The following is a 16,694-nucleotide window of genomic DNA, read 5'->3' on the forward strand; positions in this document are numbered from 1 at the left end:
GCAATGGCTCACAATCTCCTGAAAGTAGCAGGCATCCGCCAGCTACTTTCACTAAAAATCAAAGAAAATAGAAAACAGATGAATGGGAAATCAAAATTTCCATTCATCTGTTTTCTTTTTAGGGCTTTTTGGACAGCCCCATTTTATTAACTATGTTGAAGATTATTTTTCTTGTATTTCAACATACTCAACATACTTAATAATTATCCGTAAACCATTCAATCAGCTTCAAGCTTTATATTCTAACGTTTTACTTATCATTGATAATTTTTCAAGGTATAATGAAAGGAAGGACTTTTTTAGATAATTATTTTAGGAGCGATTACATGAGTTTATCGATTTCAACAATCGTACGAGATTATTCGCCATTCATATATGAACAAATCGATATGATCGAACGTACTCTCCATCCTTCTGTAACTGAAGATGAGGAGCTTGTTCGACGTGCGCTTTTTGCTGTACGTAATAAATCTGTAGTATTCCAACGATATATACCGATGAAGCAGCGTCTATATATTATTGTTCAAGATGTTCGTCCAACTGATGTAACGATTGATTTCTTTCACAAATTAGTTGAATGTAGTTGTCCGCAAGATGGATTATGCCGACATAAAGTTAGTGTCATGTTATCTCTCTATCAATATTTGGAATCTGTTCAGGATTGGGCTACAAAATGGCGCGAGAAAAAAAGTGCTTCACTTCATACATTAGCAAGTGAGCGAAGCCCTGAAAGCTGGCAAGCGATGGTCGATGAAGTAATGTCCCATATTGTAAAAGGGGATTTACGTGTGGATAGTTATTTAATTTCTACTATGGTCGATAACGCACTCATGAAGCTGAAAAAACATTTACCATTTGAGCGTGAATGGCAACCACTTTACAACATTTTTATGGAACTATCCGTGTTAAATAAATTCTGGGAACATCTTTCAATTTCAGGTTCCCAGCTTCAAACCGACTATTTTGAATACTTTTTCGATAGACGTATTCATTCACTACAAAATCATATTCAAGAAATAACAGCTCGGTCTCGCCTTTTTGCTATGGATCCCTTTTATGATGTTCTTCAAAAAATGGTGCGAGAATTCATTACCAAAAGAGAAGGTCATTTGAATCGTCGGATGAATTTATATTTACTCTTTTGGGATACAATGTTTATCGAACGTGATCGAGCAGTCAAAGAACTTGAGTTAATTGAAAATTCAAAGGTTGTACAAGATGATCCTACCGTTGAAGTAATCAAAAACATGTTCTATATAATATTAAAAAAGTATGATGCCATGAAGGAAAACATAAAAACCATTCATGAAGATCAATTACTTATTTATTTTGGCTTAGCAAAATTTGCTGTTTCGAAAAACGATTCAATTGCGATTGAATTATTATTAAAGGCTCTATTACCTTACCTTAATAAATTCTTTAATCACGATTTACAACCAGCCTATCGTCAAATGTATGTGAAAAAAGTTAGCAAACTTTATGAGCAAATTACACTTTCCGAACACGAAGAGCAGACTTTATATTCCGCTTTTGGTACATATGGAATACAACCATTTTCTATGTATTTGTTGAAAAACAAACGATACGATGAGTGGGCAGCCCTTCATTTGCTTCACCCATCTTCTATTTCCTATTTAGAATCCTGTGGTTTAAAAGAAGTGTTAGAAGAAGCTCCTGAAACAACACTACCTCTCTACCACTATTATGCGATGGAAGAAGTTATTCAAAAATCACGGTTGAACTATAAACAAGCTGTTCGTATTTGGAAAATGATGAAATCAGCTGCGAAAAAAAGTGGCAAACTGAATTTTTGGACGGATTATATTCAATCTGTCAGTGAGCAATATAAACGATTGCGTGCATTACAAGAAGAGTTAGAGAAAGGAAACTTGCTCGTATGATACAAAATGGCCCATCAATATCACCATTTACAAAATCAATTCGATTACAAATAGATGAACGTGAATATGGGATTTATGCTGTAAAAGCTACAACTACTTCCTCTTCACAAAATCATATTTTTCTACCAGTAAGCTCATGGGCCCGCCTTTTGTTTTATCGTTATGAGCCAAACTTTTTTGGACTGAATGCAAACATTCAGGAAGAGGCTATTTATCTTACTACAAGTGAAATGATGGATTTATTGTCTCCAAAGTATGTGCATCCTTTCGTACTGTTTGAAGGGACAGATGACGGTTCAGACAAAATAATTCGTGTGTTAAAGGCAGTTCAACAACTTTGGAACAGTTCTGCACTTTGGGACTACGCAATTTTAACTGAGGATGGATACCATTTTGAAATTCCTGAGTCATTCAGTCAAGATGAACACGTAGTTAAAAGCTTCCATCCTTATGAAGTCGATTTCTCAAAATGTGTGGAACTACTCAATATTGCAACAAAACAAAAATTGGCTTACGCAGGTCTTGCAAGTGAAGATATACCTGCCCTACTTCCATTCTTTAAAGACGGCGGATGGCCATTAAATAATGAGCGAACAATTGGTGATGTGAAAGTTGCACTGAGACTAAGTGAACCTGTTGATGCATCAGAAGAATGGCTACTAGAGACAGTGATTAGTTCGATTAAATCTGCGAAATTATGGACACCACCTGTTCGAAAACGTAATGGTTCGATTCATCAGGTATTACCTGAAAAATGGCAACCTTACGCAGACGAAATTATTGCTTTTCAAAAGCAAATATTAGCCATTATTCATCTCGATAGACCAGAAATCTCTCCTGATGTATTATTCCATGTTCCATTAGAAGATAAAGAAGTCCGTGAACTCTTACGTAATGATTTTGCAAAATTACAAGCACTTGGTTTTGATGTCATTTTACCGGCTTGGTTAAAGGAACTAAAACAATCCAAAATGCGAGTTCGTGTTAGTGCAACCAATCAATCCGCACGAAAAGTTGCGGGACTTGATGATATCTTAACCTTTAAATGGAACCTGTCACTAGGTGAATCGGAAGTTTCGGAAGAACAATTCCGTCAAATGGTCAATGAAAAACGTGAATTTATACGTATTGGTACGGAATGGTTCCGTTTAGATGCCGAGTGGATGAATGGCATACGTGAGCTTATGGATAAAGCAGAGCAGGAAAACTGGACTGTTCGTGAACTTCTTTTCCGTGAAGTGCCAGAAGAATTAACTGCTCCTATACAAGATGAAGATGATTTAGAAGATCTAGAAAGAGATAATCCTTTATTTGTCTTTGAAATGCAAAGATCATTAAAGACTTATATTGATCAATTGCAGGAGAAAAAAGGTCTACCACATGTACCAGTTCCATCTTCATTACAAGCGGAACTAAGACCTTACCAACAAGAAGGCTTTGAATGGCTTGTATTTATGAGAGAACAACAATTTGGAGCTGTGTTAGCAGATGATATGGGACTAGGAAAAACAGTACAATTGATAAGTTATGTGTTGTATACAGTAGATACACTCAATGAATCCCAACCAACGATCATTGTTTGTCCTACCTCTGTATTAGGAAACTGGCAAAAAGAATTAGCTCGATTTGCTCCTAGTTTAAAAGTGCATACTCATTACAGCTCATCTAGATTGAAGGACGATGCTTTTAAAAACTTCATATCAAGTGAAAAGCCGCATATTATTTTAACGACATACGGTACTGTTTCACAGGACATTGAATTTTTGGAACATATACATTTTTCTTCAATCGTTTTAGATGAAGCTCAAAATATAAAAAATATGCAAACATTACAATCAAAAGCAATTCGCAAACTATTCGGTACTCATCATATCGCATTGACGGGTACACCAATCGAAAATCGCTTGTCAGAGTTATGGGCAATTTTTGATTTTATCCATAAAGGGTATTTAGGTAGCTTTGGTAAGTTCCAAGAACAATTCATCCTACCAATTGAACGGGATGAATCTGAACGTCACAAAGAAATATTACGTACAAAAATTAAACCATTCTTATTACGCCGAACAAAAAATGATCCAGAATTACAACTAAACTTACCAGATAAATTAGAAACAAAGAAATTCTGTCCATTAACAAGCGAACAAGCCGCATTATATGAAGGTTATATTCAAGACACTTTAACTCAAATCGAAAATATGAATGGCTTTGAGAAAAAGGGTCGAATTTTACAGATGTTAAGCAAACTAAAGCAACTTTGTAATCACCCTGCTCTTTACTTGAAAGAGCCATTCGATGATGCTAATACAATGATGGAACGTTCTGTAAAATTAAAGAGTATTGTTGAGCTTGCTGGTGAAATTATCGAAAATGGTGAACAGTGTTTAATTTTTACTCAATATATTGGCATGGGTCACCTACTACAACACTGCTTTAGTGAGCTTATGAATGTTGATGTACCGTTTTTAACAGGTAGTATGCCGAAAAATCAACGTGATGCATTAGTTGAAGCTTTTCAGGCAGGTGAGTTCCCTATATTCTTACTTTCATTAAAAGCAGGTGGTACTGGATTAAACTTAACTGCTGCAACTCATGTGTTACATGCTGACCGTTGGTGGAATCCAGCAGTTGAAAATCAAGCTACTGACCGTGCTTACCGAATTGGGCAAACTCAATTTGTACAAGTTCATAAATTTATTACCATTGGAACAATTGAAGAGAAAATCGATAAAATGATTGAAATAAAATCAGCACTTTCTGAAGAATTGATCCAATCAAGTAACTGGTTAACAGAATTACAAGACGATGAATTATTCGATTTATTAACTTTAGATACTGCCGTAATAAGATCATAAATAGTAGAGTCGAACATTTTTTGTTCGACTCTTTTTTTTGCCTCGTGATTTAGTTTATCCACTTTTCAATATTCAGTTGTCATACTCTAATCTTTGTTCATTTCATGAACCTATGTAGAGTTTAGGAAGAATAGCATTACCACTACTGTGCGGTCAATCAGCAGTGATGATTATCACCCCCATTAAAGTATAGAGGAATACTTTCTTGGTTTAATTTAGAGCCGGAAAGCTAGTTAAGAACATATATAAGTTTAGAGGTTAACGATAGTTCATAGTTATTGGATAATCAAAAAGTAAAATCATTCATTTGTATTAAGGTTATCTTACATTCATAAAAATTTAAAAAACTTCAACTTGATTTTGGTTTCGAAAAAATATGGATATTTCCTAATGATCCTTCATTCTCTTCACATTGACTTTACCTAACTGGTAAAGCAACTTCTGTTTTTGGTAATTCAAAATCACTCAGTATTTCTTTTGAGCCAACTGGAATACTTCTTTCAACTTGTTGATTTTCCCCATTATCAATAGTTGGCAAGTATTCAGCTCGTCGTGTTTCAACACTTACATCCTTTGCACTTGAAACTTTTCTTTCAGGTGTTTTTAGTACATAGAATCGGACATCATCAATTAGTACTTCGGTTGAATAAACTCTTTTATTTTCTTTGTTGTTGTAGGATCTGGTTTGTAATCTGCCATTTACTCCAATTAGTGATCCTTTGCCACAAAATTCAGCAATTCTTTCAGCAAGCTTCCCCCAACCACTACATAAAACAAAGTCAGCTTCAACAGTCCCATCATTATTTCGATAATTCCTGTTAATAGCTAATGTAAAACTTGTGTGTATTCGACCTTCAGACAATCTTTTTAGTAGCGGGTCCTTTGTTATTCGACCAACTAGTCCGACATGATTCATCTTCAGCACCTCCTTTCGCTATCATCATACTTTGAAAGTGCCGTTTTTGACAAAGTGCGAAAATTCACTTTTGGCCCAAAATTTAAGTTGAAAAACCAATTTTCAAGGGGTATTTATTTCACAAAAATGGGGAAATTGATGAGAACTAGAAGGTTTTTTCGTTTTTATAAAAAACCTTCAAATAAAAAGTTTGGCAGTTTTCTATGTTATACTTAAATTAACCAATTTCTAAAGGGGGAATGCGAATTGAAGACGTTTAAAATGCTTTCATTTGATTTGATCAAAGAAGATGGAAAGCAACAGCTTCCTTTAATTGATGGGATTGTTATTAACCAAGAAAATAGTCGTAAGTCTTGGATTTTGGAGCTTTTTATATCAAAAGAACATATTTCTATATTCCAACAATTACATACATCAGGAGAAGTCTTTGACGCACATGTAGTAATTTCTTCCCCTGATAATGAACCAGCGCCATTTTCCTTAGTAGTAAGCGAAATTCGTGAAATTCAAGGTCATTATTCTGTCCTTTTAAAAGGAACAGTGAAACAATTAAGAAAAAAATATGCAGAACAACTTTTAAAATTATTACTCGAAGAGAACCTATCTAAAGAGGAGCTTCTAGCACGGTTTGAACAAGGCATGAAAGAACGACCGAAACTTCGGGAAATATAGAGCTTGGTTTTCTGTGTGGATTCGCCATACTTTATGGCGGAATCGCTCTACATTGTGACAGAATCAACCTACTTCGCCCCAACACAACCAATGAATCCCCATCTCTACCCAATCACCAACCCACCACGACAACAAAGAAAAATCAGAAACGTTATCTAGCCTACGCTAGCTTCACGTTTCTGATTTTTTTGTCCTGTTTTCGCGCTGTACAAATCATATTCAAAAATGATTTATTTTTCTTCAGTTATAACACGCTCATCGTTATTATCAACAACACCACTATTGGCATTTTGACCGGCACCGTTACTATTTTGTACACCATCTTTTTCATTATCTGTTAAACCTTCGATACCACCATTGTTAACATCTGGGTCAACATCATCATTGTCGTTAACATCATTGTCTAGAAGGCCACCGTTGTCGTTATTGCCGTTAACATCATTGTCTAAAATGCCGTCGTCTTCGTTATCAATAACATCGTTGACGCCATTTTCGACATCATTTATACCTTCTTGGACTTCTTCTTCAACTTCTTCTACCGCATTATCTGCAGTATTACACCCCACTAATAGAGCTGATCCCAAAATAAATGCGTAAAATGGTTTTTTCATAAAAAAGCTCCCTCCTTTCTAATTCTAAATACATCACATACATGAGATGTGACTGTTCATAGATTGCCCGAGAAAAGTGGGAGCTATCCTTGTCTAATTTATTGCGAGTTGCCAATAATTAATAACTTATACGCACGAATAGTTAAAAATTAGTTAATCAATCTTTGATTTTAACCAGTTGGACCGCGATGGAATTCATCCAGATCCAATGAATTATGAGAAGTTAAAGCTTTTTATTGATTTAACTGATTTTTTAATAATTGTTCAATATATGCAGCTTCAGCTTTACAGCTATATGTGTAGTTAGTTCCAAGTTGTTTTTGCAATTCTTCTATTGTTTCAATTTGCTTTTCTGTCGGTTCTTCATTGAGAATTTTTTCAATCACTTCATCGATTTTTTGAGCAATTTCTTCATGGAACTCAGGATTTACTAAAACATCCTCTGGAATTTTTTCATACCATGCTGCATTTTCCGTAAAATACGATTGCCAGAATTTCATGAAGTCTTCCATTGAAAATCGTTCTTCTTCCCAGCCAATACTTGCTAAATATGCTTCAAACGATGTTGAGATCGAACGCGTAATACTTATTTTAACGCCTGAAGTCAAATCCTTATACATAATTTAATAACCTCCTACGTGGAAAAAGCAAATTTAACTAATTTCATCTCGCCCTTCCAATTCACTTATTAGTGTATCTCTTATAAAATATGGCGTTTATATTAACTTTTACATTATTTTGGTTGTACTGGTCCAATCGCAAATAAAATGTCAGCTTCACAAACTAAGTCACCATCAACTGTTGCTACTGCGTGACCTTTCCCCATAGTTCCTCTCATACGTACAAACTCAACTTCAAGTCGTAGTTGATCTCCAGGAACTACTTGGCGTTTAAAGCGAGCATTATCAATTCCAGTTAAAAAAGCTAGTCTACCTTTAAATTGCTCTGATTTTAATAAAGCTACTCCTCCAACTTGTGCTAATGCCTCAATTATTAAAACTCCAGGCATTACAGGATATCCTGGAAAATGTCCATTAAAGAAATCTTCATTGGCAGAAACATTTTTAATACCTACAGCACGTTTACCTTCTTCAACTTCAAGAACTCGGTCAACAAGTAGAAATGGATAACGATGTGGTAAAATTGCTTGAATTTCCTCTATATTTAACATTAAAAAAATCCCCCTTATTTTTCATATGTATTACTTACCAACTTTTATATATACCAAACAAATAAAATGAGTCACTTTTCTAATCATAACATATTTTTCCGATATAAAAATTACCTTTTATTGGTTTAAATGTATTTTTACTGTAACCGCAAATGAATCGAATATTTTATCTCGAAATGTTTGATCGACGTGTAACTTGAAATATCAATTAAGAAGAAAAAATTGGGAAGAATAATTATTCTTTAAAAAATGCGTTCAATCACATTTTTCTGAATACACTATTCTTTCCCATTAATAATGTCTAGCATATGTTGCCATGTATTCCAATTTAAAGCATCGATTGGATTTCCATCACCAATTACACCATACCCAATCATTAAGCCCAAAATTGCAACAATTAAAATAGTCGCAAAGAAAATTAGAACTTTTATGGCAGTTGCAATCATGCGAGATATGATAATCTCTTTTGTTGTTTGTGGCTGCTTAACTTCTTTTAATTTCTTATTTTCATCTTGTCGCATGCGTCTACGACTTGTTCGTTTCAACTGAGACAAATCTTCTTTTGGTTTTTCACTCATTAATTCGTTTGTCATTTTTTGTACTCCTTTATTTAGAACAACATTCACATGGTATCAGGAGTTGATACCATGTGACGTATTAGGTTTTATTATTATCAACTTAAATTTAGACTATTAAACATCATAGTTAATAAGAAGAGTTGTAGTTATCTAATCCCGTTGATTAAGCCAAGCATTTGATCTGCTAAAGTAATTGCACGTGATTGAAATTGGTAGGATCTTTGAGCAGTAATTAGTTCAGTCATTTCCTTAGACAAATTAACATTTGATTGCTCTAAAGCACCATTTTTAATACCGATTTCTGAACGAGCAGCACCTTGTAAATCGATTAATACTTGTCCTTCAAATTGAGTCAAATCTTCTGGAATACCAATGTATGTATCAGATATATGCTCCATTGCCTGCGGTTTTTGAAGTTCTGTAATACCTAATTCAAATGACAATGTTTCACCATTTGGATAATTAACTCCCAAAATTCCATCTTCCGTTAGACCAAAGTTTTGAAATTCAGCAGGGAAGAAGATTGCACTACCAGTAGAATCTGCTACAGCATATCCATCTGCATTAACTAACATTACTTGTCCATTATCAACTGGCGAAACGTAAAAATTTCCTTGTCGTGAATACACCAGTTTTGTACCATTTTCACCGTTAGGCATTAAAATGTTAAAGTATTGTTTATCTTTTGTAAACGCAAGATCTAAATCACGATCAGTCATTTGAACATTACCTTGAGCGTAATTCGTTTGAATTTGCCCTAATTTTGCTCCAACACCATAACGGATTCCGGCAGGAGATTGTCGATCTGCTTTGTCCAATTTTTCATTATTATATTGTTGATAAAGAAGCTCTGAAAATGTTGCTTCTTTTGCTTTATAGCCTGTTGTGTTACTGTTCGCAAGATTGTTACTAATTGTATCAATTTGTTGCTGCAATTGATTTAGCGTATTTGTTGCAGTAATCATTGTTCGAAGCATTATACTCCTCCGTTCTTTTAAGGTGTGTGTCTAAGGCAAAGTCAATGATGTATTAGACTCTACCAATTTCGTTTACTGCTTTTTCCATACTTTTATCATATGCTTGAAGTACTTTTTGGTTTGCTTCAAAGGCACGATATGCTGTAAGTAAATCAGTCATTGATTTGGCTGAGTCAACATTTGATCCTTCTAAAGTGCTTTGTCTCAACCCAAAAGTAACTCCTTGTTGTGTATAGGCTGAAGGTAATTCTTCTCCATCATTTACCCTAAATAAACCATTATCTAATTTAACTAAAAGACTAGGATTTGCTGAGAATGAAACACCCAAGGTAGCAACTTCTACATCATCAATATAAATCGTCCCATTTTCCGATAATTGGAAGTCATCATTTGGCAACATAATTCGTTCTCCAGCGTCTGATAATACATAGTAGCCATTACCATTAACTAGATAACCTTCTGCATCTAATGTAAAGTTTCCATTACGTGTATACGCTTCCCCACCATCTGGATGTTCTAATCGGAAAAAGATTGATCCAGGTTTACCTGACTCTTCATCAATCGGAATTGTTCCATCAATAAGAGCCATATCTGTAGATAAATTCGTATCAATTAATGAACCTTGTACAAGGTTTGCGAGTGTTTCTTGCAAATAGATACCAGTATTAACAGTGCCAATTTCTTGTATCATAGGTACTTTTAGATTTCTTTCCGTTGGTATATTTGCATTTCCAACAGCAGAAAGTAACATATCGGGAAAAGAGCGGATCGTTGTTTGGTCTGCTTTAAATCCAGGTGTATTTGCATTTGCCATATTATTCGTAATAATTTCTGTTTTTCTTTGCTGTGCAATCATTCCAGTTGCAACAGTATAGAATCCTTTAAACAATGCCATTCACCTCAAGTATATCTGTGCGACTTTACTTTTCTGTACAATCGCATTCATATAATCATTTATTAAAATTTTGATGAAACTGCTTTATCGATATTATTTAACATAATCCCTGTACCGATTGCTACACAATCCATTGGCTTATCTGCTACAAATACAGGTACTTTTAATTCTTCAACTAATAATTGGTCCATGCCATGTAAAAGCGCACCACCACCCGTAATGATAATACCACGGTCAATAATATCCGCAGACAATTCTGGTGGAGTTCTTTCTAAAACATTTTTTGCAGCTTGTACAATCATGTAAACAGATTCATGTAATGCCTTTTCGATTTCTTCAGATCGTATTGTAATTGTACGAGGTAGACCTGATACTAAATCGCGGCCGCGAATTTCCATTTCATCATTGCGTCCCCCAGGAAATACGGTACCAATGGTGATTTTAATTTGCTCAGCAGTACGTTCTCCAATAAGTAACTTGTACTGTTTCTTTATGTATTGCAAAATATCGTTATCAAAGACGTCCCCAGCTACTTTAATTGATTCGCTTGTAACGATATCACCCATTGATAAAACTGCAACATCCGTTGTACCGCCACCAATATCAATAACCATGTTTCCACTTGGTTGGTAAATATCCATCCCTGCACCAATTGCAGCAACTTTAGGTTCTTCCTCTAAGTAAACTTTTTTCCCGCCTGATTTTTCAGCAGCTTCGCGAATAGCTTTTTGTTCCACGCTTGTGATATTTGTTGGACAGCATATTAAGATGCGTGGTTTAGATAAAAATCCTTTGACGTTTAATTTTGATAAAAAATGCTTTAACATCGCTTCTGTAACATCAAAATCTGCAATAACACCGTCTTTTAATGGACGAATTGCTACGATATTACCCGGTGTACGTCCGACCATTTGCCTTGCTTCTTCACCTACAGCAAGTACACGATTTGTATTTTTATCAATTGCTACTACAGATGGCTCGTTTAAAACAATTCCTTTACCTTTCACGTACACAAGGACGTTAGCAGTTCCTAAATCGATACCAATATCTTTGGAAAACATCTATGAAAAATCTCCTTCCCGCCATTTCCAACATTTTTTTACCATTTCTATATCTTTATCTAGAATATTTTATCATATTCAAATAATAAATACATCTTTAATTTAGCGCAGGGAATCCCGCTATATGGAAACTATGGAAAAATAATTAACTACAGAAAAAAAGCATTTAGTTGGCCATTATTATAAGCCAAACTAAATGCTTTTTCATAGATTTTGTCGGGACTGCCACTTCTGGCGTGTAGCTTCGCCCCCTCGCAAATGACGAATTGATTTATGATAAGCTAATACTTCTTTTACTTGATTAGCAAGCGTTTCATTTACAAGGAATAATCTTTCCGTCAAGTCTTTATGAACAGTGCTTTTTGAATAGCCTGTCATTTTTGCAAGAACGCGGACCGTTTCACCAGTTTCGAGGAGCAGTTCACCTAGTCGAACGCAGCGATGTCGAATGTGCTCGTGCACGTTCTCTTCCTTTCTATCGGATATAAGAATGTGCCGTTTTGCTAACGATAAGCGTATATTTGACGTGTTCATATTGCGATCATTACATAGACGTTTGCAACTAGCGATATTAACGTTTATTCACAATATGATAATTCGACTGCATTCAGAACTTCAATAGGTAAAATGTGTGTGTCTAGTTTACCTTAGTGTTCACTGGCACTGGACAATTCAGTCATATTTGAATTAGTTAGTGCCAGTCACCGGCAATTAAAATGTGCCGGACACTAGCTAGGCTAAACGGATTAGAAAGATAGGAAGTTTCTTGGATTTACATGTTCGCCATCTTGCAACACTTCAAAGTGTAGATGGATTCCAGCTGATGGATTCCATGAATTATCTACAGTAGTTGCTAAAGCTTGGCCTTGAACAACCTTGTCGCCTTCTTTAACAAGGATGTCCGTCACAGAACTATAACGTGTTTCCATTCCGTTTGGATGTGTAATGATAATTTGGTTACCTTTAAATGCATCCAATTTCACTGTTGTGACTTCACCACTCATTGCTGCTCTTACCTCGAATGGTTCGCTATTCACTGATATTGATACACCTTGTGAAGTAGAGAAAATTTGATTAAATACGATTAATGCTTTTTCTCTTGTTGCTTCATCCGCATTCACATCATAGAAATCTTGAAGAATAGCAACTTGATCTAGTTTCGTTTCGTCGAATGGATACTTCATTGTCTCCACTTGAGCGTTCGTTTCAATTACTGTTTCATTAGAAGATGGATTTTCAACAGTAACGTTTTGCTCTTCTTCATTATTGCCAATGAGTGCGTTATAACTAAAGATTAGACCGATTAGCGCAACGGCAATAGCAGCATATACAGTTGGCCAAAACCAAGGTTTATTTTGTAAACCGTCTTTTTTGTTAATAGGAGAAGGAATTTTAGATTTGTTATCTTCTCTCATGTTCATCACCTCTAATTGCAGTGTGAACAGTTTTTTACAATTCTAATCATAAATTTTCCAATTTTTTTACCAAGAACAACTTATTTTTTCAATTTTTGTATTTTTATAATAGTGATCTAGTATTTGATATACTGTAGAACCTTGATTTGCCAATGCATCTGCACCGTATTGACTCATACCAACTCCATGACCAAAACCTTCTGTTGTCACGATAATCGTTTCACCATTTACTGAAATGCTAAAGTCTGTTGATCGCAAATCTAACAAAGTTCGAAAATCGCGACCTGTCCAAACTTTATCTTGTAATGTTACTGTGTCTACCCTCCCCGTATCGTTTCTTTTCAATTTCAGCTGTTTCACCTGACTAAGCGTCGAATTGACACCTAATCTTTTATTCCATTCATCAATCGTAAAAGTTTTAGTTACTTCATAATTAGTTGCATATTGGAAATCTGTACTTGCAACAGGTTGTAAGTAAGGCAAATCATTTCCACTGTAATTTTTCGCACTTTCTGTCATACCATTACTCATTGAATGGAACATGGCTGTAATCAGCTCATTGTTGTAAACAATAACTTCGCCTTCTGTACTTTTCACTGCTTCTCGTATTTTTTGTTCGTTTTCCTCAAAATCACTTTGCCAATTGTTTTGACGTACTGTTTGATCATAATAAACTTGTCTTGCTACTGTAGGCTCAATTTCTATTTCTCCGTAGTTAGTCGATTTTAATACGTATGTTCTTGCAGCTATTGCTTGGGCTTTTAATGCTTCTGGATGAAATTTGGCAGGCATTTCTGCCGCCACTACCCCAATTACATAATCTTCAAGAGATACTGGAACATCGACCTCTGCCACTTTAATATTGATTTCACATTTTTTGTCATTGCTCGAATTGCCTTCCGTATTAGACGTTGAAGTTTGAATTGGTGATCTAAACAATAATGGCATAATAAATAATACAAGAATAAAAACTCCAATTAGTATGAATGGTATCCATCTGCTCATGTAATTTATATTTTTCATACTACTATCCATATGTATGAAGTTAGCAATTTAGTAGTAACAGAAGGTAAGAAAAAACGACAAATATCCATAATGGACTTTTGTCGTTTTTCGTAAAAGTTTTTGTTTATATTTGTTCAGCAATCAAGTAAAAACAGATGTGTTTCATCTTTTACAATAGTATTGTTTTGGTTTCTATATCAGAACCATTACTTATAATAAGTGGCTAATAAAGTGCAATACAATTCATATTGTAAAGTTTTATAAAATTTTAATGCTTTTAATCATAATTAAATTATTACTTTCATAATCTAAATTAATATTATTCTTGAAACATTAATTTAGACTAATTGATTCATCGTATTGACTGATGACTTAACATCCTTTTTAATTTGTTCATCATCAATACGAATAATATTAGCCCCAAGAGAAGCCAATTTTTGATGGAAGTTTACATATCCACGATCTAAGTGATGTAAATTTGTAACACGTGTGATTCCTTCTGAAACTAATCCAGCCAAGATTAAAGCCGCTGTTGCGCGTAAATCCGTTCCAGCTACCTCTGCACCTTGTAGTTTTGTAGGACCTTCAATAAATACAGTTCTTCCTTCTATTTTAATTTCGGCATTCATACGACGAAATTCTTCAACATGCATAAACCGATTTTCAAATACCGTTTCCGTAATAATGCTAGAGCCTTTGGCAGTTAACAATAAAGCCATCATTTGAGCTTGCATATCAGTTGGGAAACCTGGATGTGGCATTGTTTTAATATCGATTGCTTTTAATGGTTTCGTTGCACGAACACGAATTCCATTACCCTCTTCAATCACTTCAACGCCCATTTCACGAAGTTTTGCGATTAAAGCTGTCATATGTTCTGGAACTGCATTTTCGATTAACACATCTCCACGAGTAATTGCTGCAGCAACCATAAATGTTCCTGCCTCAATACGGTCAGGAATTACATGATGTGTAGCTCCATGTAGTTCGTCGACACCTTCAATGCGAATTGTATCAGTACCTGCACCGATGACACGCCCACCCATACTATTAATGAAGTTTGCTAAATCTACAATTTCTGGTTCTTTCGCTGCATTTTCGATAATCGTTGTTCCCTTAGCAAGTGCAGCAGCCGACATAATATTCTCTGTTGCCCCAACGCTAGGGAAATCTAAATAGATTTTAGCACCTTTTAGACGATCTGCTACTCTTGCTTCGACAAAGCCATGGCCAAAAGTAATTTTAGCACCCATTGCTTCAAAGCCTTTTAAATGTAGTTCAATTGGACGTGAACCAATTGCACATCCACCAGGAAGTGCGACTCTAGCATATCCATTACGTCCAAGTAAAGAACCCATTACTAATATAGAAGCACGCATTTTACTGATAAATTCAAATTGTGCTTCACTATTTAATGTATTTGTTGCATTTATATTGATTTCATTTTTTTCAACGTCATATTGTACATCAGCATTAAGACTTTTTAGTACTTCATTTATTATGTGAACATCCGCTAAATTCGGAACATCCTTAATTGTCGTACGATCTTTTGATGCTAATAAAGATGCTGTTAGAATAGGTAACACTGCATTCTTTGCACCTTCAACTTTTACGGACCCTTTTAATTTTTGGCCTCCCGTAACAATAATCTTATCCACCATTCGTCCCTCCGAATTCAATTGTCCGTAACTACTAATCTAATTTCTATCAATAATCTATTTAAAAATAACTAACCACCCATATGTTACAGTTTTTGCACCATATAAACAAGCTCTCAACACATTATTTTACGTTATTTTTAAATATTAATCTACAATTTATATTACGCAAGTTCCCTCATATTGGTGAATTTTTAGGCTATTTAACCAATGACTTATATCATTTGGCAACAATTGTTACAAAGTAGTCAACAAATTTCGTAAATTTCCCAGGGAATATTACAATTTATGTACAGTACGACAAATTACTTGTCGTATTTTCTTAAAAATCGACGATAGAATGTTAAATTTTTATTAAAAATATTTACTTTTTAACATTTTAATTATCGATTATTTACCTAATTTTTGCTATGATTTTATGATATTTTGAGTAACATTTCACAGATTATTAAAATACTAGTCCAGCAAATCTCTAATAAATACAACTATATAGAAAAACTAACTATTATTTTTCAAGTAAATAGGTAGGGTAATTGTCTTGACCAGCTAGATATATCTAATATAAAGTTAGATACACTTGATCCAATAGCTATACTTAATAGAATATATATAAGCTGTATCTGAAAAGTACGGCCTTTTTTAAATAACTGTTCTAATCTAAATGCTTGTAAGGCATAAAACGTAATGCCAATGAAAAATATATGTGAGAATATACTAATACTCGCGTCAATACCTAAAGAATTGTAAAAATCCATAGCACTTTAGCCTCCATATACATTTGATTTAGTTGTATCTTCCTTGAATTTATATAGTTTTTGAACAATCAAATCACATACGAATTATATAGAGTAGGGTGACCATTTTCATGGCCACCCCCTCATCAAACCGTACGTGCCCTATTAAGGCATACGGCTTACCAATGTGTTTAATTGAATTAATAAGTTGCTAATCTATTGGCGTAGTTCATTTTCCTTACACGTTC

16 protein-coding genes are annotated in these 16,694 nt (G+C 34.6%); 3 read left to right on the plus strand and 13 right to left on the minus strand.

Going from position 1 to position 16,694, the window contains the following annotated elements:
* The first annotated feature begins 326 nt into the window (after nt 1-326).
* Nucleotides 327-1,901: a hypothetical protein gene (locus ACOQFO_RS05230; protein WP_421688639.1), complete on the plus strand. Its 1,575-nt coding sequence runs from the start codon at nt 327-329 to the stop codon at nt 1,899-1,901.
* A complete protein-coding gene (locus ACOQFO_RS05235; protein WP_421688640.1) occupies nt 1,898-4,753 on the plus strand; it encodes a DEAD/DEAH box helicase in 2,856 nt (951 codons plus the stop codon). The genes ACOQFO_RS05230 and ACOQFO_RS05235 overlap by 4 nt, the downstream gene beginning before the upstream one ends.
* A 418-nt stretch (nt 4,754-5,171) precedes the next feature.
* Here the strand turns inward: ACOQFO_RS05235 and ACOQFO_RS05240 are convergent, their stop codons facing one another.
* Nucleotides 5,172-5,669, minus strand: coding sequence for a single-stranded DNA-binding protein (locus ACOQFO_RS05240; RefSeq protein WP_421688641.1), 498 nt, complete (start codon nt 5,667-5,669; stop codon nt 5,172-5,174).
* Nucleotides 5,670-5,915: 246 nt separating this feature from the next.
* Between ACOQFO_RS05240 and ACOQFO_RS05245 the strand changes: the two genes are divergently transcribed.
* Nucleotides 5,916-6,341, plus strand: coding sequence for a YwpF family protein (locus tag ACOQFO_RS05245; protein ID WP_421688642.1), 426 nt, complete (start codon nt 5,916-5,918; stop codon nt 6,339-6,341).
* A 230-nt stretch (nt 6,342-6,571) separates the two neighbouring features.
* Here ACOQFO_RS05245 and ACOQFO_RS05250 read toward each other — a convergent pair whose 3' ends face one another.
* The 12 genes from ACOQFO_RS05250 to ACOQFO_RS05305 form a co-directional block, all read right to left on the minus strand.
* The gene (locus tag ACOQFO_RS05250) at nt 6,572-6,952 is read right to left on the minus strand and encodes a hypothetical protein (RefSeq protein WP_421688643.1); all 381 of its coding nucleotides are present in this window, start codon (nt 6,950-6,952) and stop codon (nt 6,572-6,574) included.
* Between the two features lie 233 nt (nt 6,953-7,185).
* The gene (locus tag ACOQFO_RS05255; RefSeq protein ID WP_421688644.1) at nt 7,186-7,572 is read right to left on the minus strand and encodes a hypothetical protein; all 387 of its coding nucleotides are present in this window, start codon (nt 7,570-7,572) and stop codon (nt 7,186-7,188) included.
* 113 nt (nt 7,573-7,685) lie between these two features.
* Complete coding sequence (fabZ, locus tag ACOQFO_RS05260; protein ID WP_421688645.1) at nt 7,686-8,123, minus strand: 3-hydroxyacyl-ACP dehydratase FabZ; 438 nt, start codon at nt 8,121-8,123, stop codon at nt 7,686-7,688.
* Between the two features lie 278 nt (nt 8,124-8,401).
* Nucleotides 8,402-8,716: a DNA-directed RNA polymerase subunit beta gene (locus tag ACOQFO_RS05265; protein ID WP_421688646.1), complete on the minus strand. Its 315-nt coding sequence runs from the start codon at nt 8,714-8,716 to the stop codon at nt 8,402-8,404.
* 131 nt (nt 8,717-8,847) lie between these two features.
* Nucleotides 8,848-9,678, minus strand: a complete 831-nt coding sequence (locus ACOQFO_RS05270) for a flagellar hook-basal body protein (protein WP_421688647.1) — start codon at nt 9,676-9,678, stop codon at nt 8,848-8,850.
* Nucleotides 9,679-9,730: 52 nt separating this feature from the next.
* A complete protein-coding gene (locus tag ACOQFO_RS05275; protein WP_421688654.1) occupies nt 9,731-10,567 on the minus strand; it encodes a flagellar hook-basal body protein in 837 nt (278 codons plus the stop codon).
* A gap of 68 nt (nt 10,568-10,635) precedes the next feature.
* Entirely contained in the window at nt 10,636-11,634 is a 999-nt protein-coding gene (locus tag ACOQFO_RS05280; protein WP_421688648.1) for a rod shape-determining protein, read from the minus strand.
* 204 nt (nt 11,635-11,838) lie between these two features.
* Entirely contained in the window at nt 11,839-12,096 is a 258-nt protein-coding gene (locus ACOQFO_RS05285) for a sporulation transcriptional regulator SpoIIID (RefSeq protein WP_421688649.1), read from the minus strand.
* A gap of 284 nt (nt 12,097-12,380) precedes the next feature.
* Complete coding sequence (locus ACOQFO_RS05290; RefSeq protein WP_421688650.1) at nt 12,381-13,049, minus strand: peptidoglycan DD-metalloendopeptidase family protein; 669 nt, start codon at nt 13,047-13,049, stop codon at nt 12,381-12,383.
* A 66-nt stretch (nt 13,050-13,115) separates the two neighbouring features.
* The gene (gene spoIID, locus ACOQFO_RS05295) at nt 13,116-14,072 is read right to left on the minus strand and encodes a stage II sporulation protein D (RefSeq protein WP_421688651.1); all 957 of its coding nucleotides are present in this window, start codon (nt 14,070-14,072) and stop codon (nt 13,116-13,118) included.
* Nucleotides 14,073-14,392: 320 nt separating this feature from the next.
* Complete coding sequence (gene murA, locus ACOQFO_RS05300; RefSeq protein ID WP_421688652.1) at nt 14,393-15,712, minus strand: UDP-N-acetylglucosamine 1-carboxyvinyltransferase; 1,320 nt, start codon at nt 15,710-15,712, stop codon at nt 14,393-14,395.
* 512 nt (nt 15,713-16,224) lie between these two features.
* The gene (locus ACOQFO_RS05305) at nt 16,225-16,467 is read right to left on the minus strand and encodes a DUF1146 family protein (RefSeq protein ID WP_421688653.1); all 243 of its coding nucleotides are present in this window, start codon (nt 16,465-16,467) and stop codon (nt 16,225-16,227) included.
* Nucleotides 16,468-16,694: the final 227 nt, after the last annotated feature.

It is taken from the genome of Ureibacillus sp. MALMAid1270 (assembly GCF_049202975.1).
In the GTDB taxonomy this organism is placed as follows: domain Bacteria; phylum Bacillota; class Bacilli; order Bacillales_A; family Planococcaceae; genus Ureibacillus.